Source organism: bacterium (assembly GCA_020444065.1).
Classification (GTDB): domain Bacteria; phylum Sumerlaeota; class Sumerlaeia; order SLMS01; family JAHLLQ01; genus JAHLLQ01.
On sequence record JAHLLQ010000002.1, the window covers coordinates 157812 to 178210 of the forward strand.

The 20399-nt window shown below is 60.3% G+C and carries 20 protein-coding genes; 14 read left to right on the top strand and 6 right to left on the bottom strand.

Features of this window, described 5'->3' with window-relative positions; translation table 11 throughout:
- The first annotated feature begins 114 nt into the window (after nucleotides 1-114).
- From KQI84_05225 to KQI84_05240, 4 genes are all read left to right on the top strand, one after another.
- Nucleotides 115-969 carry a rod shape-determining protein MreC gene (locus KQI84_05225; GenBank protein MCB2154266.1) on the top strand — a complete coding sequence of 285 codons (855 nt, stop codon included), beginning with the start codon at nucleotides 115-117 and terminating at the stop codon, nucleotides 967-969.
- Nucleotides 966-1499: a hypothetical protein gene (locus tag KQI84_05230; GenBank protein MCB2154267.1), complete on the top strand. Its 534-nt coding sequence runs from the start codon at nucleotides 966-968 to the stop codon at nucleotides 1497-1499. The genes KQI84_05225 and KQI84_05230 overlap by 4 nt, the downstream gene beginning before the upstream one ends.
- Nucleotides 1496-2671, top strand: a complete 1176-nt coding sequence (gene rodA, locus KQI84_05235; GenBank protein ID MCB2154268.1) for a rod shape-determining protein RodA — start codon at nucleotides 1496-1498, stop codon at nucleotides 2669-2671. The genes KQI84_05230 and rodA overlap by 4 nt, the downstream gene beginning before the upstream one ends.
- A 174-nt stretch (nucleotides 2672-2845) precedes the next feature.
- Nucleotides 2846-3286, top strand: coding sequence for a BLUF domain-containing protein (locus KQI84_05240; GenBank protein ID MCB2154269.1), 441 nt, complete (start codon nucleotides 2846-2848; stop codon nucleotides 3284-3286).
- A gap of 19 nt (nucleotides 3287-3305) precedes the next feature.
- Here the strand turns inward: KQI84_05240 and KQI84_05245 are convergent, their stop codons facing one another.
- A complete protein-coding gene (locus tag KQI84_05245) occupies nucleotides 3306-4100 on the bottom strand; it encodes an HAD hydrolase-like protein (GenBank protein ID MCB2154270.1) in 795 nt (264 codons plus the stop codon).
- Nucleotides 4101-4536: 436 nt separating this feature from the next.
- Here KQI84_05245 and KQI84_05250 point away from each other — a divergent pair, with 436 nt between their 5' ends.
- Nucleotides 4537-5145, top strand: coding sequence for a hypothetical protein (locus KQI84_05250; protein ID MCB2154271.1), 609 nt, complete (start codon nucleotides 4537-4539; stop codon nucleotides 5143-5145).
- Nucleotides 5146-5160: 15 nt separating this feature from the next.
- Here the strand turns inward: KQI84_05250 and KQI84_05255 are convergent, their stop codons facing one another.
- From KQI84_05255 to KQI84_05275, 5 genes are all read right to left on the bottom strand, one after another.
- Nucleotides 5161-7854 carry a PQQ-binding-like beta-propeller repeat protein gene (locus KQI84_05255; protein ID MCB2154272.1) on the bottom strand — a complete coding sequence of 898 codons (2694 nt, stop codon included), beginning with the start codon at nucleotides 7852-7854 and terminating at the stop codon, nucleotides 5161-5163.
- A 70-nt stretch (nucleotides 7855-7924) separates the two neighbouring features.
- A complete protein-coding gene (locus KQI84_05260) occupies nucleotides 7925-8962 on the bottom strand; it encodes an NAD(P)-dependent glycerol-3-phosphate dehydrogenase (protein ID MCB2154273.1) in 1038 nt (345 codons plus the stop codon).
- Between the two features lie 32 nt (nucleotides 8963-8994).
- A complete protein-coding gene (locus KQI84_05265) occupies nucleotides 8995-10044 on the bottom strand; it encodes a GGDEF domain-containing protein (protein ID MCB2154274.1) in 1050 nt (349 codons plus the stop codon).
- Nucleotides 10045-10074: 30 nt separating this feature from the next.
- Nucleotides 10075-10782 (bottom strand): hypothetical protein, encoded by a 708-nt coding sequence (locus tag KQI84_05270; GenBank protein MCB2154275.1) that lies wholly within the window; start codon nucleotides 10780-10782, stop codon nucleotides 10075-10077.
- A complete protein-coding gene (locus tag KQI84_05275; GenBank protein MCB2154276.1) occupies nucleotides 10779-11600 on the bottom strand; it encodes a tetratricopeptide repeat protein in 822 nt (273 codons plus the stop codon). The genes KQI84_05270 and KQI84_05275 overlap by 4 nt, the downstream gene beginning before the upstream one ends.
- A 168-nt stretch (nucleotides 11601-11768) precedes the next feature.
- Between KQI84_05275 and argC the strand changes: the two genes are divergently transcribed.
- From argC to KQI84_05320, 9 genes are all read left to right on the top strand, one after another.
- Complete coding sequence (argC, locus tag KQI84_05280; GenBank protein ID MCB2154277.1) at nucleotides 11769-12806, top strand: N-acetyl-gamma-glutamyl-phosphate reductase; 1038 nt, start codon at nucleotides 11769-11771, stop codon at nucleotides 12804-12806.
- Nucleotides 12807-12809: 3 nt separating this feature from the next.
- Nucleotides 12810-13457, top strand: coding sequence for an O-methyltransferase (locus KQI84_05285; protein MCB2154278.1), 648 nt, complete (start codon nucleotides 12810-12812; stop codon nucleotides 13455-13457).
- A 13-nt stretch (nucleotides 13458-13470) separates the two neighbouring features.
- Complete coding sequence (pgeF, locus tag KQI84_05290; GenBank protein MCB2154279.1) at nucleotides 13471-14205, top strand: peptidoglycan editing factor PgeF; 735 nt, start codon at nucleotides 13471-13473, stop codon at nucleotides 14203-14205.
- A gap of 3 nt (nucleotides 14206-14208) precedes the next feature.
- Complete coding sequence (locus KQI84_05295) at nucleotides 14209-15483, top strand: hypothetical protein (protein MCB2154280.1); 1275 nt, start codon at nucleotides 14209-14211, stop codon at nucleotides 15481-15483.
- Between the two features lie 143 nt (nucleotides 15484-15626).
- On the top strand, nucleotides 15627-15839 hold the full coding sequence (gene rpsU / locus KQI84_05300; GenBank protein ID MCB2154281.1) for a 30S ribosomal protein S21: 213 nt from the start codon (nucleotides 15627-15629) through the stop codon (nucleotides 15837-15839).
- A 183-nt stretch (nucleotides 15840-16022) separates the two neighbouring features.
- Complete coding sequence (locus KQI84_05305) at nucleotides 16023-17087, top strand: hypothetical protein (protein ID MCB2154282.1); 1065 nt, start codon at nucleotides 16023-16025, stop codon at nucleotides 17085-17087.
- A gap of 61 nt (nucleotides 17088-17148) precedes the next feature.
- A complete protein-coding gene (locus KQI84_05310) occupies nucleotides 17149-18021 on the top strand; it encodes a deoxyribonuclease IV (protein MCB2154283.1) in 873 nt (290 codons plus the stop codon).
- 135 nt (nucleotides 18022-18156) lie between these two features.
- Nucleotides 18157-19116, top strand: a complete 960-nt coding sequence (gene trxB / locus KQI84_05315) for a thioredoxin-disulfide reductase (GenBank protein ID MCB2154284.1) — start codon at nucleotides 18157-18159, stop codon at nucleotides 19114-19116.
- Between the two features lie 509 nt (nucleotides 19117-19625).
- A complete protein-coding gene (locus KQI84_05320; protein MCB2154285.1) occupies nucleotides 19626-20306 on the top strand; it encodes a prepilin-type N-terminal cleavage/methylation domain-containing protein in 681 nt (226 codons plus the stop codon).
- Nucleotides 20307-20399 lie beyond the last annotated feature (93 nt).

A 20399-nucleotide genomic window follows, 5' to 3' on the forward strand; every position in this document is an offset into this window, starting at 1 on the left:
CCCCAATCGCCCCTTGACCTTGTGCAGGCCCCCGTCTCGTGATGCGTGACAGACGGGGGATTGCCAGAAATTGCTCCGACCGTCCCCGATCCCGCTGAGGCTGCTGAGCCCGAAATGCCCTCCCTGTCTCGATCCATCCGCCAACCTCGTCAGGCGGCGCTGACCGGCGTCGCACTGATCTTGTTTGCCGTCGTGCTGATCACGGCACAGGGCCGTTTCGATGCGGAGCTCGATGGCACCCGGGGCCTTGTCGCGACGCTTCTCGTTCCAATCGTGGAGGCCGGCGCGAAGGTCAATCACGAGGCCGAGCAAATCTGGCTCGGATTCTTCGGAACAACTTCCATCATCGAAGAGAACGCACGCCTGCGCGAGGAACTTGCGCGCCTGCAGGTCGAGCAGGCCGCCGCGCGCACCGAAGCAGCCGCGCTCAGCCAGGCGGTTGTTCTCGGCGGCGAGCTGCCGAAGTTCGCGCCCTCCTCCCAATCCGCCCAGGTCCTGGCCAGCGTTCCCGACGGTCGGCGTCGCAGCCTTTGGATCGATCGCGGCTGGAACGAAGGCATCGGCGAGGGCCAGGTCGTCCTCGGTCCTCATGGCGTTCTCGGTACGATTCAGGAAGCCCACCCGCACCACGCGATCGTTCAACTGCTGACCGACGAACAAAGCCGTTGGGGCGGCGAAGTCACCAATCGTGGCGAGGCCGGTGTCGTACATGGCACCGGGCGCTCCGACGCGCTGGAGTTCCAACTCGAGCTCACCACAACCGAGATTGAACCCGGCGACGTGGTCATCACATCCGGCAAGCGCGGTTCGGCTGTTCCCGCTGGTCTGCCCCTCGGTCGCGTGCGCGAAGTGACCCTCGACAAGTCCGGCGAGCGCCACGCCGTGCTCGAACCCACAGATCCGGCGGAAGAACTTCGCACCGTCTTCATCCTCGATGCCGAGCAGATTCCCTGGGAGCCGTCGCGATGAAGACCAACGCGTGGCTTCGGTACCAGCGCTTACGACATCCGATCCTCTGCGGCGGAGCGGAAGCCGCCGCTTCGGCTCTTGTTGCGCTCTTCGCACTGGGGCTGGTCGGGCCGATGGTTGGGGCGCCCGCCTGGACGGTCTTGCTGTGGGCGGCGTTGGCCTTCCGGCGCCCCCCGATCTATCAGGCCGCTGCTGCAGTCACATTGTGCGTTGGTTCCGACTTGCTGTCCGGGGCTGTCGTCGGCAGTTCGCTGATTCCGATGGGAGCGGCCATGCTTCTCGCCAACGCATGGATGGGGCGATCCGGTAAACGTTGGGACCGCGCGCATGCAGGCTTTGCAGGCGCGGCGGTCATTGGAACTCTGGTTACCGAAGCCCTGCTCGGCGATATTCCAGGACTTGGTCGTGTTCTGAACTCGATCTTCCTGTTGATCCTGGTCGCCGCCATCCTGGCCGGCTGGCAAGCCTGGCGCTCGCGCCGACCCCGCTCGGTGCGACGCCGTTTCCCCGCGCCGAGGACCGATCCATGAGCCCGGAGGGTCTCGGTCTCAACTCCGACGTCATCGAAGGCCCCTCGCGCCGCCACCTCCGCACGCGCGTCCTGTTTGAAACACTGCGCTACCTCGATCCTTGGCTGGTTTTGGCCGTCGCGGCTCTGACCGGGTTCGGGCTTTGGATTCTCTTCGGCGCCGTGCAGGGCACGCCACATCTCCTTGCCGCGGCCGATCGCCAGGTCACCTGGTTCTTCATTTCGCTCGCGGCCATGGCGGCGGCTTTACTCGTCGATTATCAGTGGCTCAAGCGACTCGCACCTTACGCCTACATCGCGAACCTTTTGCTGCTCATCGTCGTCCTGTTCGCCGGCCGAACGGTCAACGGCGCGACCTCGTGGTTGCGCTTCGGGCCGTTGAGCTTCCAGCCCAGCGAAACCATGAAGATCGCCACCGTCATGATGCTGGCGCAGTGGTACGCGCATCGGCCTGGCGGCGTGCAACGTCTTCGCGACCTTGCCGGCCCGGCGCTACTTTGCGGAGCCCCTGCGCTGCTCGTGCTGCGCCAGCCCGACCTCGGAACCGCCTCGCTCTTCGGTATCCTCTTTCTTGCCATGCTCTTCTGGGCCGGTTGCCGGCGTTGGATCTTCGGAGGTCTCATCGGCGGGGGAGCGCTCGTCTGCATCAGCCTGTACCCCTTCCTGAAGACATATCAGAAAGAGCGCCTGCTGACCTTCATCGATCCCTTTCGCGACCCCCAGGGAGCCGGCTACAACGTCATCCAGTCGATGATCGCTGTCGGCTCCGGCGGACTCTCCGGCCGAGGCTGGGGCGAAGGGACCCAGGCCGTGTTTCACTACCTGCCCGAGGCCCACACAGATTTCATCTTCGCCAGCGCCATCGAACAGACCGGCCTCATCGGAGCCATCGTGATCTTTGGTCTCTACGGTGTCGTCTTCTGGAGAATGCTCGCCACCGTGCAAGTCGCGCGCGATCGCTTCGGCGCCCTTCTGGTCGTTGGCCTCGGCGCCATCGTCATGGGCCACGTCTTCATGAACGTTGGCATGACGATTGGGCTGTTTCCTGTCACCGGCCTCCCGCTCCCGTTCCTCAGTTACGGCGGCTCGTTCCTGTTCGCCATGCACGTCCTGGTGGGCCTTGTTCTGAACGTCTCGATGCGGCGCTTTGTGTTTGCGCGACGGGGAGGCTAGCCAGCGCCTTGTCTCGACAATCACGATCGGAATAGACGATTCCAGCCAGCAATGGTGTTTCGCTCACGAAAGCAGATTGCTCCAAACGGTAGGATGTGATCCATTGGCGCCGGATTTGCTTTGGCGTGTCAGCAAAGGGCCGTTTAGCCTCATCTTCTGCCGAGGAGCGATGCAATGCTTGTCCGACTTATCTACACCAGCAAGCTTGACAGCAATACCACCGTCGGGGATCTGAATGCGATTTTGGATGCGTCGCGCAAGAACAACCCGAAGCTGCGGATTACGGGAGTCCTCTTTTACACCACGAAGTACTACCTTCAGTGGCTGGAAGGGCCCCGCAAAGAAGTCAACAAGCTCTACAACATGGTTGCTGAGGACAAACGTCACTCCGATGTCACGATCCTCGACTACGCTGACGTACAGAAGCGTGAGTTCGGATCCTGGGCAATGGCGTTCGTATCCTCACAGGGTGTCGACCGAAAGATCTGGAGACGTTTTGTCTCCACCGACGAGGTCGATCCCTACAGGCTTACGCAAGAAAACGCCGCCGACTTCCTACGTGCTGCCGCCAAGGCACAGGAGAGCATCCTTGGCGGCAGGGCAGAGTCCACATAGGATCCGGGCTTGCGAGTTCCTACTCCATCGGATTCCAAGGCCACGAACCATACATCGGATTCGGCAGCAGGATGTAATCCGTGCCGAACTTCGCGTAGGCCGAATCGTCTGCGTGCAGCATGTCCTTCTGCCGGAGTTGCGGGAAGTCCTGGATGTTGTCGCCGACGTAGAGAACAACATTCATCGGTGCCCAGCCGGCCGGCGTTGTGCCATCCAGAATTGACTCGTAGCGCGGGTTCTTGTTTCCGGACTCCGGCGTGCGGCACAGCATCTGGTCGAACGGAATGCCCTCCTTGCGGAAGTTCGATTCCGACGCGTCCTGAACCTCCTGGCTGCGGTTCGTCACGATTGCGATCTTGCCGCCGAGCTTGTGCACCGCCTCCAGGAACTCCACTGCTCCCGGCAGCGGCTTGGCCTCTTCGCGACGGCACCACGCCGTCCATGCGGGATAGCTGAACCGTTCGCCGGCCAGCGCGATCTCCTTCTGGAACTGCGAGTTGTCCAGAACCGTTTCGTCCGCATCCAGGACCACCGCCCACGATCCCGGTTCCAGATTCTTCGCCTTCTCTTCCACCAGACGCGTCGCGACGGCGTAGGCCTGCAGATAGCAGCCGCGCTGTTCCGCCGAGTTGCGGAACCAGTGAATATCGTTCGGAAGTTTCGGGGCCTCTGCGACCTCGGTTTTGACCTCGGTCTTGACTTCGGCAGCAGGGGCGGCAGCCGGCTCCGTCGAATCGACCTGAACCGTCAACTGCGGCCCGGAGCACGCGGTTAGCACCGACAGCAAGAATGCAAATAAGAGCATGCGTTTCATCTTCAGTCTTCCTCATTCCAAAGGGTTCTTCGTTTCAATGAGATCGAAGTGGGAAGCCGGAGCGCCGCTCCGCAGTCCCAAAGCGTATGCCTATTCAAACGCTGTCAACTCGTCAACGAATTTGCGCGGGGACAGGGATTTCCGGCGGCCGCAGGGAACTTCGCAGCCCCTGGCCTTGTCCGACAATTCTATCGCAATCAACCCTGGGGAGGGCAGTGGCAGTATGAGATACTGGATGCAGATCGTCCTGTCAGCGCTTCTGGTCACAGGCTGCGCCCAATCCAAGAAGACTGTCGCGACGGTTAATGCATATGGAGTAGTCCGTCATCCTGCCACCGCCGAACGCTGGGAGGAGATCTGCTCCGAACCAGATGTATATGTTTGCCTCCATAATCTGCTTTGCGCGGGGATGGCGGGGGAAGACTTCAGGCCATTCATGAGTTCCGAAGACCGAAGAGTCTTCGATCTCTTCACGGAAGTTCCACCGCCTGAGCTCGGCGATCACGACATCCTTGCTCACGAGAACTGGCCTTTCCACGGCTTTCGTCAGTACGCGGAGAAGTATCTCAATGCCCTGCCGGACGAGGCGCATCACACGTATGATGACTGGGATGCTGTCTATGATCTCTTCCGGGAAGATTGCGTTGTCCTGAGCGATGAAGAGGTAGGTGCTTTCGAAGAACTGATTTCAATCCACGCGCAGGAATACGGAGTCCCAAGGGAGTTGCTGAGCGCCATCTACCACGACACGCTCCAGCGATTCCCGATGTTCTGTTCAGAGACAATCCTCTTCGTTGGCCCCACTGGCGAATCGGGGCCGCGTTTTCATCCCAAGGTCCTTTGCGGCTCAGGATCGTGCGTGGATCATATGGTTTTCGAGGAGTCCTGGATAGGCATTCATATCTGCGCCTCAGATTCCATGGCATTCGTCTGGATTCTCAACTCACAAGCCGAAATGGCAGGTTACAACATTCTGGTTCGCGCAGTCAAAATGCCCGATGGTCATTGGCTGATTGATGCATCCTGGTTAATGGGTATCATGTAGCGAAGGGCCCATCTCTCACCACACACTGAAGAACTCCATCTCCGGTGGCCCACCTCCCGTCGCAGGACCGCCCGGGTCCTCGACGATGCCATTCGCCGTTTCGTCAAGATCGCCGCGTCCTCCATCCCGGATGAAGAGAGTGAAGAGCCGTGAGCTCGAATCATACTGGGCGCCCGTTCCGGTGCCGGCTTCCCAGTTGAAGTTCATCCAACCCGGCGTCACATCCCATTGCCAGTACGAATCGATCGTTCCCGGATCGTCATGAAGTTGGATCTGGACTTCGACGATTTCTCCGGCGGCGATGGCTCCGTTGTAATCCACCGCGAAGTGCACCAACCCGATTGGGAAGCTTGTCACTCCATCTGGATAAGCGACTGAGACCGGATCGGTCCCGACACCAGTGAGAACGGGTCCCGGAGCATTCGGTGACGCGATTAGCGTCGCGTACATCCCGCCGCCCTCCACCGGAAGAGAAGCTACAAATGCCTGAAGGCTGTCGGACGTTCCATCGTCGTTCGCATCGCCTGCATTCGGCGCGGCATCCTCGATTGCGTTCGGGACTCCATCCGAATCGAAGTCCGAGTTCTCAAATCGCGCGAGGTAGCGGCGGTTCGTACCGCCGACCTCCGTGAATGACCCACCGACATAGAGGGCGCGCCCATCTCCGCCCAATGCCATCACACGATTGTTGAGGCCCGGGTCCCATGTGGTCGCGCTGCCCGTGGCTGGATCGAGTTCCGCCACGAACCACCGCACTTCTCCACCAATGGTAGTGAACGGGCCTCCTGCGTAAATCTCGGACCCTGATGAATGGAGCGACAAGAGATAGATGCTTGCACTCGGGTTCCAGGAGGTTGCATTGCCCGTCGTCGCATCCAGCGCCGCGATGTACTTCCGCGACTGTCCTCCGATGGACGTGAAGTTCCCGCCCGCATAGACCGTCGATCCCTGGATTGCAAACATGTCGACCGTGTTGTTTGCATTGGGATTCCAGCCAGTCGCCTGGCCAGTCGTTGCATCAAGCGCAGCAACGCGATTTCGAGCCTGTCCGGCGATCGTGGTAAAAGATCCTCCCACGTAAACGGTTGAACCGGAAACGGCAAGACCCGAGACGACGCTGTTTGGATTTGGATTCCAGCCCGTAGCATTTCCTGTCCCTGCATCGAGAGCCGCAAGACGGCTGCGCGACGCCCCACCGATCGATGTGAAGTATCCCCCTGCGTAGACGGTCGATCCCGACGTCGCCAACGCAAGGACCACGCTGTCCGGATTGGGATTCCATGGCGTCACGTTTCCGGTCGCCGCATCCAGGGCGGCAATGCGGTAGCGCCCTTCCCCATTCACCGTGGTGAAAGGCCCCGCGATATAGACTGTCGATTCGTCCTCGGAGACCGCGATTTCCTGTACGGCCGAATCGATGTCCGCTTGAAATGATGTCAGGTTTCCCGAGGCGTCGAAGGCAGCGATGCGATTTCGTTGATGTCCGCTGATGCCTCGAAATGTCCCGCCAATCAGAATCTCCGTCCCATCCGCATTTGGATACAGGCAGTAGATCTGATCATCGCTATCGTAAGCCGTGTTGGCGGACCAGCTTGCCAGGTTTCCCGTGGCCGCATCCAATGCGGCCACGCATCGGCGCGCTTCTCCGTTCATTGCATCGAAGTATCCGCCGACATAGACAGTCGACCCGTATAGCGTAATCGCATTGATTCGATCGTTGTCCGGCGTCGGATTCCAGTCTGTCGCATTTCCCGTCGCGGCTTCGATGGCAGCCAGATAAGTACGCGATTGGGCACCGACGAACGTGAAGCTCCCTCCGATGTAGACCAGGGTTGTATCTGGAGAGACATAGATCGTATCGACCACGCCATTCGGACTAGGATCCCAGATTGTTGGCGTGGCCGTAATTCCATCAAGGGCGGCCAACTGCGCGCGAGATTGTCCGCTGATGGTCGTGAACTCACCACCAACATAAACGATACCGTCGGCTTCGGCGACTGCATTCACCGAGAAGTTGGGGTTGGGGTTCCAGGTCGTTGCATTGCCCGTGGTCGTATCGATGGCGGCCAGGTAACGCCGCGATGCTCCACCAATGCTTGTGAAGCGTCCTCCTGCATACACCGTGGTCCCCCAGATCGACAGATCCTCCACATGGTTATCCGCATTCGGGTTCCAACTCGTGGCGTTACCCGTTGTCGGATCGAGAGCCGCGATGTAGTTACGGGTTTGCCCACCGATCGTCCGGAAGTATCCGCCAACATAGACCAGGCCGCCGGAAACGGCGATCGTCAGAACGTTGTTGCTTGCGTTCGGATTCCAGTCCGGATCCACCGTCCCATCCGCAAGGATGCGTGCGATGCGATTCCTTGGCACTCCGCCCACATCCGTGAAGCTTCCGCCGATGTACCAGCCACCTTCACCGGCTGGGGCGCAGGCGTAGACCGTGCTGTTTGCCTCGGGGAAATCCGAATTCGGCAATCCGGTTGTTGTGTTGACGGGGACCGCCATTCTGGCAATGGCGCCGATGTAGGTGAACGTCCCTCCGACATACGTCGTGTCGCCTGCCTGGGCGATTGCCTGCACGTTCGCATTGGGAACCCACATGTCGGGGTCGGGTGTGCTGCTCAATCCTGCATGCACGGGCCAAAGCCCTGCGGAGAGCATCACGAGCGCTATCAGCGTGACTCGAATCCCTTTGCCAATCATCATAGGCTCCCTCCCGTTATCCCGGGAGTCTGGGAAAACGGATTCTTAAAGTGTCTTCATCGTTTTGTTCCTCTCATCCACTCCCAAATGGTGAACCTTCGAATTCATCCTTCAATTCGCGCTCCATCAATTTGCGCACGGCGGCCTTGGCGGCGTAGCGCCCTTCACAGATTCCGACAACGACTTCTGCAATGGGCATGTCGATATCCTTCTCGCGCGACAGCTTCAACGTTGCCAGTGCCGTTGATTCGCCCTCGACGACCATGCCGATTTCGTGACGTGCTTCCGCCGCTGTCTTGCCCGAACCGATCAGTTGCCCGAACGTTCGATTGCGGCTATGCGGACTGAAACAAGTGACCGTCAGATCGCCCAGACCAGAAAGACCATAGATTGTCTTAGGGTTGGCACCGAGTGCAGCGGCAAAGCGCGCGATCTCTGCAAGGCCCCGCGTCATCAGTGCCGACTTGCTGTTCGCGCCGAATCCGAGTCCGTCCCCCATTCCGGCGGCGATCGCGATCACGTTCTTCAGCGCACCACCCAGTTCCACACCAAGCACATCATCGTGCGTGTAGACGCGCAGGTTGCCCGTTACGAAAACATCGCGCAACAACGCGGCGTGTTCTGGCTTCTTTGAGGCCGCGACGACCGATGTCGGAATGCCCTGGGCAACTTCGCGCGCAATGCAGGGACCGGATACGACGCCGACGGAGCAGTTTGGTAGAGCGGCTTCGACAACATCGGACAGCGGGCGCAACGTGGCCATGTCGATACCCTTCGAGGCCAATCCGATAACACAGTCAGAATCCTTGCCGATGGCTTTCGCCAGCCTCGGGACAAGCCGTCCGACCGCTTGTGCAGGAACGACGAGGATGATGATCCGGGCGCCGCGAACGGCATCCTCCAAATCAAGATCGAGGGTCACGGTTTCATGGAGTTTCAGCTCCGGAACGCCGAAAGGATGCCGATCGATCCGCAGGCGCTCAATCGATCGCGCGGCGTGATCCCACAGCCGCACAGACACACCCTTGCGAGCCAGCATATCAGCGATCGTGCTGCCCCAGGCTCCGGCGCCTAACACCGCTACCTGTCCGATACTTCCTGAGTCCGGCATCTGCGCGTTCCTCCAGCATTTACGTTGGATGATCAGGGATGCAGTTGCGTCCGTTCCTGTGAGTCGCCATCGAGCCCACTCAGGACGGATCGATTTCTTCCCATGGCCTTGGCCTGATACAGCGCCTTATCGGCTTCCTCGAGCATTTCCAGCTTATCGTTGTGATCTTCGTGCAATGTCGTCACACCGATGCTGACAGTGATGTGTCGATGGATATCCTTGCCGAGATCGAAATCGTGTTTCTCGATAATCTCGCGGATGCGTTCCGCCGCGTTGACGGCACCTTCCTCGGTCGTTTCCGGCAGCAGAATGGCGAACTCTTCACCGCCGTAACGGCCACAGATATCACCCTCTCGCAGCGAGGCGCGAATCAGATTCGCCACCATGCGCAACGCCGAGTCGCCACAGAGATGCCCGCACTCGTCATTCACCAGCTTGAAGTGATCGACATCGATCATCAGCAAAGACAGCGGCCGTTCGTGGCGCTTGGAACGATCGAATTCGCGGTGAAATTCGCTGAAGAAATACTCGCGCTTGAAGACGCCGGTCAGCGCATCGTGCAGCGCCATCGTCATCAGCATCTGGTCGAGCTCGAGAACGCGCTCGTCTTTCAGGAAGAACCCCAGGACCGTGCGCCCGATGCGAATCTGATCGCCGTCCTTCACGGGTAGTGGCTGCTCCAGCAGTTTCCCGTTCAGGTACGTCCCATTTGTGCTGTCCATGTCCTCGATGGTGCAGTTCGGGATCAGCGCTTCTGTGTCGCCGGAGTTCTTCCACACCAACTTTGCGTGGCGACGCGATGCTTCCCCGTCCGAGATCAGAACATCGGCTCGGACATCACGCCCGATGACGCTTTCCTCCTTCATCAGGACGAACCGTTCGCTGACGCGTCGACCATCGAGCGTAATCAGAACGGGCCGCCGGCGCGATGGCTCCATCGGCGTGACCTGCGTGTCGCGACTCGCGCGCCTCGGCTTCTGGGGCACCCCCCCGGGGAACAGCGTCTCATTCCCCGTGTTGTCCTCATCGGGCTTATGCCGAACGCGCTCATGGTGACCGTTCGAATTGTTATCCTGCGCCACGTTCTCGTCTCTCTAACCGGCCCGCCTCGATCAGTCTGTGGCCGCGGTTTCCTCTTCCGCTAACTGACTGATGAAGTGACGAATTGTATTGTCCAGCCGACGATATCGAACCAAGTTGCTCTCCTCCGGCGCACCGGCGGGAGCAACCGCTTTGTCGAGGAAACACGCCGCGAGAAAGGGACAGCGCTCTTCCTTCGCCGCTCGCGCGAGTCCGATGCCTCCGACATCGAACAGCCCGACTCCCCACTGAGTGAAACTCTTTCCCGCAATGCTGTGAACCGTCAAGGGGAACGCTAAGGAACCCAAAACAAGTTCTTCGCCGGATCCCACCACCTCTGTGGCGATCCTGGCTCCTTGGCACTTCTCGGGAAGGTCTACAGGTAGTTTCTCCGCCGAATCCGGGCACAACCTCTGGATCTCCTCCAGCGCGGAGACATCCTGGAGATGCGTCGGCAGAAGCAGGTCGTCGGGCTCGGAGCCGGCCCGGTCCAGAAACTCCTCGGCGGCCTCGACGGTCGTCAGCAGCACTAGCAGTTCCGCCCCGCGCCGGACGGCCATTCGCCCCGTCGCATAAAGGAAATCGGCGTTCCCGGCCGCTGAGTAGACACGCCAGGGCGTCCCGTCCGGCCCCGGCCCGTCCCACGTCAGGCACGGGCCGTCGACACCACGCTTCTCCAGTCCTGCCAACTCCGCCAGCTTCTTCGCCATCTCCGGGCGAGGACACACGATCGCGATCATGGGGCGGCCTCTACCCGTCCCAGGCTTCGCAATGCCAGCCTGTTTCCGGGCTGCAGGTCCAGCGCCCGCTCGTAGTTCAACCTGGCGAACTTCTCTTCTCCGGCGGCGCTGAGTGCGTCCCCCCGGGCCACGAAGCTGTCCGCATGCATCGGGTCCAGACGAACGGCCGACTCGGCGGCTTCTTTTGCCTCATCCGCGCGACCCAGATCGACCAGGATCCAGGCTTTCATGCGCCACAGGCCGGCCAGCCTCGCCTCGCGATGCAGTCCCTCATCAACAAGGGAGAGCGCCCGATTCGGGTCGCCATCGGTCAGCGCCCAGCGCGCCCGGGACAGCAGGACCGTCGGGTCCGATTGCAGATCCGGCGGCAGGCTCTCCAGGAGCTGCGTGTGATCCTTCCGGTCTGTCGTGATCAATGCGGCTAGAATTCGGATGTGTGGGTTCCCCGGACGCGCCCGAAATGCCTTCATGATCTCATCCGCCACGGCGGACATGCGTTCCGGTTCAAGGGCGCGGTCGTTCAGCGAGGTCAATTGCTCGCCGCCAGGCTGAATCAGCATCGGCCTCATGATCGGCTCCAGCCCATCACCGCCTGCCGTCAGGAAGTAGGTCCCCGGCTCCAGTTGCAAAGTCAACGGTGTCAGACCGGCGCGCTTCCCGTTCAGCCAGACATCCATCTGCTGGCCGTTCCGCGTCTTGATGTTGACGGTTTCCTCGGTGCTTTCCGGCTCTTGAGCCGCCGGCTGCTCCTGGGCAGCCAGCAGCCCCGCCATCAGGATCAGGGCCAGAATCGGAAACCATCGCCGCAAAAACATCATCTCTTCGCTCCTTGCGAACTCAGGCCACAATCACGCGGCAGGGCCCTCGGGTCGAGCCGAATCCCATCGCGATGACTCCCCCCCTGAGCCCGATCCTTGCTCTTCTCCTTGCGCCCCGGCGGTCCTCGCCGCCAAGTTCAGGACCGATCAAAAGGAGCGACCCTGGAATTGGAAACACCTGAAGTCATCAAAGTTGGTATTATTGGGGCCCGCGCCTTCACGGCACGGGAACTTCTGCGGATTCTGCTGCGCCACCGGCGTGCAAAGGTTGTCGCACTGCAGGCGCGCGTCGATGCACCGGAGCCACTGGCGGACACCTTCCCCGAGTTGCGGGGCTACGATCTGCCCCCAATCGAGCCCATCGGCGTCGATTCTCTCCCAAGCGACATGGATGCCGTCTTCCTGTGTCTGCCTCACACGGTCGGGGCGAAGTTTGCGACGGAATTGGACGCCCATCCGGCGCGTGTCTTCGACTTGAGCGCGGACTTCCGCTTCCGCGATCACGAGGTCTACGAATCCGTCTACGGCGTGTCGCATCCTTCTCCGGAACTGAATCGCAAAGCCGTTTACGGCCAGCCGGAACTGAATCGCGCGGCACTCGTCGGCAAGCGCCTCATCGCCGTCCCGGGATGCTATCCGACCTCCGTACTTCTTGCTCTCGGTCCGCTGATGAAGAAGGACATGATTCACCCGCGCAGCGTCATCGCCGACTGCAAGTCCGGCGTTTCCGGCGCCGGGCGGACGCCAAGCGACGTCACGCATTACTGCAACGCGAACGAAGGCTTCATGGCCTACAAGGTCGCTGCGCACCGGCACCAGCCCGAGATCGAGCAGGAGCTTTCGCGTCTCGCCGGCGAGTCGGTTCTTGTCACCTTCGTGCCGCACCTGGTCCCCATGGATCGCGGCATTCTGGCAACCTGCTATTGCCGCTTGAAAGAGTCCATCCCCGAGGATTCGCTTCGCGCACTGTTCGAGCAATTCTACAAAGACGAACCATTCGTTCGCGTTCTGCCACGCGATGTATTGCCGAACACGAAGGCCGTGGCGCACTCGAACTTCTGTGACGTCAATCTGCGGATCGATCCACGCAACCAGGGCCTGATCGTCATCAGCGCGATCGACAATCTGGTGAAGGGCGCCAGCGGCCAGGCCGTACAATGCATGAACGTCAGCTTCGATATTCCCGAAACCGAAGGGCTTTTCTGAGTGATGAGTGATTGGAAGATCTTCCACCAACCCGTCGAGGTGTTCCTGGCGCAGTTGGGCAAGACGAACGTTCCGGAACTTCTGTCGGAAATGCAGGATGAAGCGGTCCGCCGCGGAGGTTTCCCGATCGTCGGGCCGGAAGTCGGCCGATTCTTCCTTCAGTTGGCGCGCCTTCGTCGGCCGAAGCGAATCCTCGAGCTCGGTTCCGGGTACGGCTATTCGGCGATCTGGTGGGCACTCGGCGCAGGACCGGACGTCGAAATTCAATGCACCGAGTACAAGCAGGAAAACGCTGACGCCGGAATGGAATACGCCCGCCGCGCAGGCGTTGCAGACTGCATCACCTACCACGTCGGCGATGCGCTCGAAAACGCCGCCAAGCTCGAAGGCCCTTGGGATATCATCTTCGCCGACATCGACAAGATCCAGTATCCCCGCGCTTATGATTTCGCGAAGGAACACATGCGTTCGGGCGACTTGCTGATGTTCGATAACATGCTTCGACACGGTGACGTCGCGAACCCGGATAAGCAGGAAGACGAGACCGTCAAAGCCATTGTTGGTTTGGACAAGCGAGCCTTCAGCGATCCCGACATGGACGCCAGCCTGATTCCCATCCGAGACGGCATCTTGCTCACCATGCGTAAGTAGCCGCTCCTTTCAGATGACCGAGCCGTTCGTCACCGTTCGCAATCAACGCATCCTGCGTCCGTCCCTGCCCGGCGGCGTCACGGCCATCTCCACAACGTCCGATTTTCCGCCAGCCCACTCGAAGGACTTCACCGCGATCGCAGACGAACTGCGAGAACTCCTCGAAGGCGATGTGAGCGAAGTCATCTTCGCCGAGCAGACCCACGGCAACGAGGTCGCCTGGCTGGATGGCGACATTGATACCGATCAGATCCCCGGCTGCGATGGACTCGCAACGAACCAGCCCGGCCGAGCTGTTTTCGTCCGCACGGCGGACTGCGTCCCGGTGCTTGTCAGCGACTCTCGCAGGCCCTTCATCGCAGCCGTTCACGCGGGTTGGCGGGGTACATTCGACAGAATTCTCGAACGCGCGCTCCAGCTTGCCCTGGACACCGGCAGTCAATCGCGCGACTTATGGGTGTGGTTGGGTCCGCACATCCGACGAGATCGCTACGAGGTTTCGCCGGAGATTATTGCGGGTTTTCGAGAGCGCTTCGGCCATTTGGGAGAGATTGGGCGGGAGCGGCAGTTAGATCTGACGGCCGTGAATCGGCTGCAGGCGCTTGCCATGGGCGTCCCCCCCAACCAGATTGCCGATTGCGGGCATTGCACGCTGGAACGCAAAGATCTGTATCCATCCTATCGCCGCGACGGCGAGTGCCGCGGCCAGATTTTCACCGGATTGATTCTGCGCCCCTCGGGAGATTGAGCCATGAGTCCAGAGACAAGACCTCCGGCCATCAGCGTTCCCCCCGATCACCCCGTGACCGGTGTCGTCGTCGACGGCAATTCGTTGCTGGCTGCCGTTGTCTCCATGACCTCCACAGGCGAACCCGTGGTTCACGCCACGCGCACAATGGAGTTGGACTCCCTCGTCGAGCGCATCGCCCGCGTCAATCACCCCATTTTCATGGATGTCGACTTCCTGGAATTCCCCAGCCCCGAGATTCTGGTGTCTCAGCTCAACAACTTGCTCGAAGGCGACATCTTCCAGAATCCGCTCGTAGTGGTTTTTCCGCCAGAAATCACCCGGTGCTGGCAGGAGCGCGGCCCGGCCGGCGAGGAGGCCCGCGCCGATCGCATTCGCCGTGGCCTGAAGGGCATTCGCAACTCCAACCCCTATTCGTACCCGATGCTCCTGGCCTTCGACGAAACGAAGACCAAGTGCGGGGGCGAGGCCACGCGGTTCTGGTCCACACGGTTGGACGATCTGATGGCCTCCGCGGACCTCTACAACTCGATTGCATTGCCATTCCAGGCACTGGTGCAGGGCCACCGCGCGGGGGCCGAAATCCTGCGTCTCCTTTCGGCGGAGGAACCCGACTCGCCGATGTCCTTGGTGGACGTCGGCAAGCTGCGCACGCTCTATCTCGGCGGTTGCGACGGTGAGTTGGTCTTCAACCACGCCATTCCTGTCGGCCTGGCTCGCGACGACATCTTCTACTTTACCGCCATCAAGCCCGTGATGTCGTACCTGCACACCGTGGCCGAGCAATTCGGGACCCTCCTCTTCCCGCCGGACTCCACGCCCTCGCCGATCTTCGACCCCGTGATTTCAACGCCCCAAGTCGATTGCACGCGCTTCAGCATGCAGGTCGCCCGCTACGCCTACCGCGTGCTGCACGACATTTGGGGCGAGACCTGCGAGCCGCGCGAGGTCGTTCACTACGTCACCGGCCGCCCCAGCCGCCTCCCCGGCTTCCGCCAGTACCTGGACGTCAAGACTGGCGCGCGCTTCCGCCGCCTGGATCGCCGCCCCATCGAATCCATGCACCTGGCCGAAGGCATCGGCTGGCCCCAGGTTGCCGACCACCTCCTCCCCATCGGTGCGGCCATGGCCTATCACCGGCGGAAAGAAGACCGATACGGGCTCGTCCTGCGCAGTCGGCGGCCCTCCCGCCTGACCGATCAACTGGCCGCAGACGGGCAGTTGAAGCCAAACGATCTGTACCTGATCGAGGCTCCGGACAGCGACAAGACCCGCTGATTCCTCCTCATGCGCCACCGAGAATTCGAGGTTCGTCCTTGACGGGGGCACTCCGCCTGGGTTGAATGCCGCGCCGCTGACGGAGGGGATTTCGCCCCGCGCCAGCCTAATTTTCCGACTGAAAGGTGGTGAAAATCGCTCCTATGCCGAAAGTTGTCATTGAAGAAGGCGAGCCGATCGATCGCGCACTCAAGCGTTTCAAGAAGGAATGCCAGAAGGCGGGCATCCTGTCCGAAGTGCGTCGCCGCGAGTTCTACGAGAAGCCTTCCGTAAAGAAGAAGCGCAAGCAGGAGGCCGCCATCCGCAAGATGCGCCGCCGTCTCCTCAAAATGCGCCGGCGTCTGGAACGCATGTAATATCACCACCAGAGACATTCGTCTCGGTTTTCACCGGCCCGTTTCGACGGGCCGGTTTTCTTGTGCCCATCCGTGTGCTCTGTGGCATCCGTGGTTGCGCCGCCTAATCCCCGCCCGGTGCGAAACCTGCTTTGTTCTCTCGCGCAAGTCCTTGTGCGGAGAACAATCCTGTTGGAAACGACCATGCATTCCTCCCCTGTTGCAGACGATCACCGCTCTCGCGGTGCGGAATTCCGTTCGATGTTCGGTTGGGAGATACCGGCACACTTCGGCGATCCCGGTGCCGAATATGAGGCAGCGCGCAACACCGCGGCCGTCGTGGACCTGAGCTTTCTGACCATCGTGCGCGTCGAGGGCTCCGACCGGGCCGATTATCTCAATCGTCGGCTCAGCCAGCTCATTCTGGGAATGCAGGATGGAGACGGGCAGCGTGCGGCATTACTGGATGCGGTCGGCAAGATGCAGGCGGACCTCGAGGTCTTCGCCGACGGCGAAGAGTTTCTCCTGCTGGCGGCACCGTTCGAGGGCGATCAGCTCGCGCCGCGACTCGACCAGTACGTGTTTTCCGAGGATTGCCGTTTTCACGACGAGACGCGCGGCCACGCCAAGTTCGCACTTGTCGGCCCGCAGTTCGCCGATCTGATCGGCGCGCTCGACGTTCGGCCGCTCGACGCAGGAGCCCAGTGCGCCGAACGAACCGTCGCCGGTCAGTTCGGATTGCATCTGGTGCGCAGCGACCTGGTGCCTGAGGGGCTTCTGTTGATTGCCCCGGCCGCAACGGCTGGAAACGTCTGGGATGAACTTGTCCGCGCCGCCCAGCGCATTGGCGGGCGGGCCGCGGGTTGGGACGCGTTCAATACGCGCCGCATCGAAGCCGACACGCCCTGGTTTGGAATCGATCTCGATCACGACACAATTCCCTTGGAAGCCGCACTTTCCAGTGCGATCAGCTTCAACAAAGGTTGCTACCCGGGTCAGGAAACCATCGCAAAGATCTCGAACCTTGGACATCCTGCAAAACAACTCGTATCCGTACAAGTCCACGGCGAGTCACTTCCCGATCTGCCGGCGGAACTGCGAACATCTGCGGGAGAATTCGCGGGCACTCTCACGAGTGCCGCCGTTTCACCTGCGCGCAAACACACCATCGGGTTCGCCACGGTGAAGTGGGCATTCCGCGATGAGGGAGTCGAGTTGCTCACTTCGAGCGAACATCGCGTTGTGATTCAAAAGGCAGTGGGGGAGTGACAAAATCGTGAGTGCCAGGCAGGCAACCGAGTGGAATGGCGGCCTCAAAATCGGGTCGCACATGTCGATCGCAGGAGGCGTCGACAAGGCCCCCGCGCGCGGAGCAACCGTGCGTTGCAGTGCCATGCAGATCTTCGTGAAGAACAACAACCGCTGGGAAGGTCCGCCGATCAGCGACGAGCAAGCAGGCAGTTTCCAACGTGAACTCGAGAAGGCCGGCATTGGAATCGACGCCGTCTTTGCGCACACGTGCTACCTGATCAACCTGGCATCCACGCGTGAGGAAGTCGTCGAGAAGTCGATCCGCGCTCTGGAGGACGAACTCCGCCGTTGCCAGCAACTCGAACTGCCAGGCCTTGTGATGCACCCCGGCGCGCATCTGGGCGCAGGGCGCGAGGCAGGCATCGAGCAGATCGCCGGCCACTTGCGCGACATCTTCTCTCGGATTCCGCATGTCAAGACGCGCCTGTTGCTCGAAACAACCGTGGGGAGTGGAACGAACCTCGGTGGGACGTTCGAAGATCTAGGCGACTTGCTCGCCGCGATCGATTTGCCCGACAATATGGGCATTTGCCTCGATACCTGCCACGTTTTCGCAGCCGGATACGAGATCCGCGATGAGGCGTCCTACAAGAAGACGATGGCCGAATTCGATCGGATCGTCGGGATCAAGAACCTGAAGGCGCTCCATTTGAATGACTCGCTGAAGCCCTTCGGCTCGCGCCGGGATCGCCATGCCCACATCGGCCAAGGCGAAATCGGCCTGGATGCGTTTGGTTTTCTGCTGAACGATCCCCGGTTGCGAGGCATTCCGATGGCCCTCGAGACCGATAAGCAACCGGATCTGGAGGACGATCGGAAGAATCTGAATCGCTTACGGAAGCTCATCGGGGCTCCGGAGCAGCGGAAAATTGCCAAACCGGCATCGAAGTAACAGACTTGCGCCGCGCTTCGGCGAGGCCAACTGTACACGGAGGGGCGAAGGAAGCCCTCGAAACTCGGAAATAAACGTTATCCTGAGGCCCTCATCGGCCTCGGGGCACTCAAGTATAATAAGGGAGTACATGCAATGTCCGACAAGGAAATCACGCGGAACGCAGTGATTTGCGGCAGCGGCCCGGCTGGTTGGACCGCCGCAATCTACCTGGCGCGCGCCGAACTCAAGCCGCTCGTTATCGCCGGTCCCCAGGTTGGCGGCCAATTGACCACCACCACGACCATCGAGAATTTCCCCGGATTCCCCGAGGGTCGCGATGGCAACCAGCTCATGATCGATATGGAAGAGCAGGCAAAGAAGTACGGAGCCGAGGTGGAATACGAGTCCTGCAGCGGATTCGAGAAGGACGGGGACACCTTTATAGTGAAGTATGGGAATACAAGCGTCCGCGCGCACACGATCTTGATCTGCACCGGCTCCTCCGCCCGCACGCTCGGAATTGAGACGGAAAAAACATTCTGGAACTACGGAGTCCACACCTGCGCGGTTTGTGACGGCGGATTCTATCGTGGAAAAGAAGTCGTCATCGTCGGTGGCGGCGATTCCGCCATGGAAGAGGCCACCTATCTCGCCAAGCTCTGCACCAAAGTCACCGTCATCCATCGGCGGGACGAACTCCGCGCCAGCAAGATCATGGCGGAGCGGGCCCTCGAGCACCCGAAGATCGAATTTGAGTGGAATTCCACCGTCGAAGAGGTCCTGGGCGAGGTCGAAGGCGAGCGCAAAAAGCGCGTGACTGCTGTTCGGCTGCGTAATCTGAAGGATGATTCGCGGAAGGAACTTCCCACATCGGCCATGTTCCTGGCGATCGGCCACACGCCGAATTCCGGGTGGCTAAACGGGCAGGTGGAGACGGGCGACAGCGGATATGTTGTCGTCGACGCCCGTCAAAGGACGAATCTTGACGGAGTGTTCGCCGCAGGCGATATTCACGATCACCATTACCGCCAGGCGATCACCGCGGCTGGCTACGGGTGTAAAGCGGCTTTGGAAGCGGAACGGTACCTTTCTCAGAAAGGTGTCATAAATTGAGCGGAGTTGGCAATTTCGCCAGAAAGCTCCATTTCTCAGGGGTGGAAAGCCCCTCGCCAGGCCCGAAAATGTCGCATTCGTGCAACTTTTCGATTGCCGAGCAAGGGCTCTTTCCTCAGCATCACATTAAGACTGGTGCCGACTGCCGTTTTGTGGCGGCAGGGGCTCATCCCGGATTGGCTCGGTTCAAGTCAGAATCGGGTTGACTATCCGAGTCCTATCGGTGGGAATGGGACCCATCGGCCTAGTCGTGGGAGAAAAAACACTGCCTTGGGGCGTTCGTGGTCGCTTGGTAGAATGTGAATCTTCCAGAGTAGCCAAAACCGGCGAACGGACAAATAAAGGGGCCGCGCGACACTCGAGATTCAGAGGGAATGCCAGTTATTCCGGCAAAAACACTGAACCAAGAGGCGCTCGGATTGGACGTTTCGTCAACAATGGATGGAATTCGCTGCGGGTGATCCCCGGGCGATCATTTCGAACAATTTTCTCAAGGAGGCAGAGCCTGCATGAAACTAACATTCTCCAGAAGCAAGAGGGGCTTCACACTTATTGAGCTCCTCATCGTGGTTGCCATTATTGCCATTCTGGCCGCCATCGCAGTTCCGAACTTCCTTTGCGCGCAGACCCGATCGAAGTACTCCCGCGTGCTCTCTGAGTTCCGTACGATGCGTACCGCCGTTGAGTCCTACGCAGTGGACTGGAACAAGCCCCCCCGTATGTCCTGGGGCTGCCAGGTCGCCGGCCTGAACACGGCCCCAGGCGACCGGTACCAGGGCGATCCGATCTATGGCACCCTTGGTCCCTGGATCACGACACCCGTGTCGTACATCACCCGCTTCGATTTCTTCGATCCCTTCCAGAAGGCCAAAGAAGGCACGGTGGAATGGGACGCCATTCTTTACACCTATCAGGACTATTTCACGAACTCCCTGTCGTTGTGTCCTCCCAGCGGCCGTGACATCTACGTTCCCGGCTCTGCTGACCTGAACGAATTCGCTTACAACTTCGGCTCCTACTTCATGCTGTCCATTGGGCCGACCAGCAACGACTACCTGGTCAAAGCAGATTTCTACAATCAGTATGATCCGAGTAACGGCTGCGTCAGCAACGGCACGATCTTCGTCAGCCAGAAGCACACCGATCCGGTTCTCTACGAATCCGTTGGTTCCGGCTCGATTCTGCGATAGACCACAGCCGCAGGAAGTATCAGCTTTCTAAACATCAACAGCATATCCGAAACTGAACACCATCAACCCTCGCCCCCCCTGCAAACCAACCGA

What these genes read in the sequence shown, in the direction of transcription:
- KQI84_05225 (MCB2154266.1), top strand. Translation starts at nt 115, where the DNA reads ATGCCCTCCCTGTCTCGATCCATCCGCCAACCTCGTCAGGCGGCGCTG.
- KQI84_05230 (MCB2154267.1), top strand. Translation starts at nt 966, where the DNA reads ATGAAGACCAACGCGTGGCTTCGGTACCAGCGCTTACGACATCCGATC.
- rodA (MCB2154268.1), top strand. Translation starts at nt 1,496, where the DNA reads ATGAGCCCGGAGGGTCTCGGTCTCAACTCCGACGTCATCGAAGGCCCC.
- KQI84_05240 (MCB2154269.1), top strand. Translation starts at nt 2,846, where the DNA reads ATGCTTGTCCGACTTATCTACACCAGCAAGCTTGACAGCAATACCACC.
- KQI84_05245 (MCB2154270.1), bottom strand. Translation starts at nt 4,100, where the DNA reads ATGAAACGCATGCTCTTATTTGCATTCTTGCTGTCGGTGCTAACCGCG.
- KQI84_05250 (MCB2154271.1), top strand. Translation starts at nt 4,537, where the DNA reads ATGAGTTCCGAAGACCGAAGAGTCTTCGATCTCTTCACGGAAGTTCCA.
- KQI84_05255 (MCB2154272.1), bottom strand. Translation starts at nt 7,854, where the DNA reads ATGATGATTGGCAAAGGGATTCGAGTCACGCTGATAGCGCTCGTGATG.
- KQI84_05260 (MCB2154273.1), bottom strand. Translation starts at nt 8,962, where the DNA reads ATGCCGGACTCAGGAAGTATCGGACAGGTAGCGGTGTTAGGCGCCGGA.
- KQI84_05270 (MCB2154275.1), bottom strand. Translation starts at nt 10,782, where the DNA reads ATGATCGCGATCGTGTGTCCTCGCCCGGAGATGGCGAAGAAGCTGGCG.
- KQI84_05275 (MCB2154276.1), bottom strand. Translation starts at nt 11,600, where the DNA reads ATGATGTTTTTGCGGCGATGGTTTCCGATTCTGGCCCTGATCCTGATG.
- KQI84_05285 (MCB2154278.1), top strand. Translation starts at nt 12,810, where the DNA reads ATGAGTGATTGGAAGATCTTCCACCAACCCGTCGAGGTGTTCCTGGCG.
- pgeF (MCB2154279.1), top strand. Translation starts at nt 13,471, where the DNA reads ATGACCGAGCCGTTCGTCACCGTTCGCAATCAACGCATCCTGCGTCCG.
- KQI84_05295 (MCB2154280.1), top strand. Translation starts at nt 14,209, where the DNA reads ATGAGTCCAGAGACAAGACCTCCGGCCATCAGCGTTCCCCCCGATCAC.
- rpsU (MCB2154281.1), top strand. Translation starts at nt 15,627, where the DNA reads ATGCCGAAAGTTGTCATTGAAGAAGGCGAGCCGATCGATCGCGCACTC.
- KQI84_05305 (MCB2154282.1), top strand. Translation starts at nt 16,023, where the DNA reads ATGCATTCCTCCCCTGTTGCAGACGATCACCGCTCTCGCGGTGCGGAA.
- KQI84_05310 (MCB2154283.1), top strand. Translation starts at nt 17,149, where the DNA reads ATGTCGATCGCAGGAGGCGTCGACAAGGCCCCCGCGCGCGGAGCAACC.
- trxB (MCB2154284.1), top strand. Translation starts at nt 18,157, where the DNA reads ATGTCCGACAAGGAAATCACGCGGAACGCAGTGATTTGCGGCAGCGGC.
- KQI84_05320 (MCB2154285.1), top strand. Translation starts at nt 19,626, where the DNA reads ATGAAACTAACATTCTCCAGAAGCAAGAGGGGCTTCACACTTATTGAG.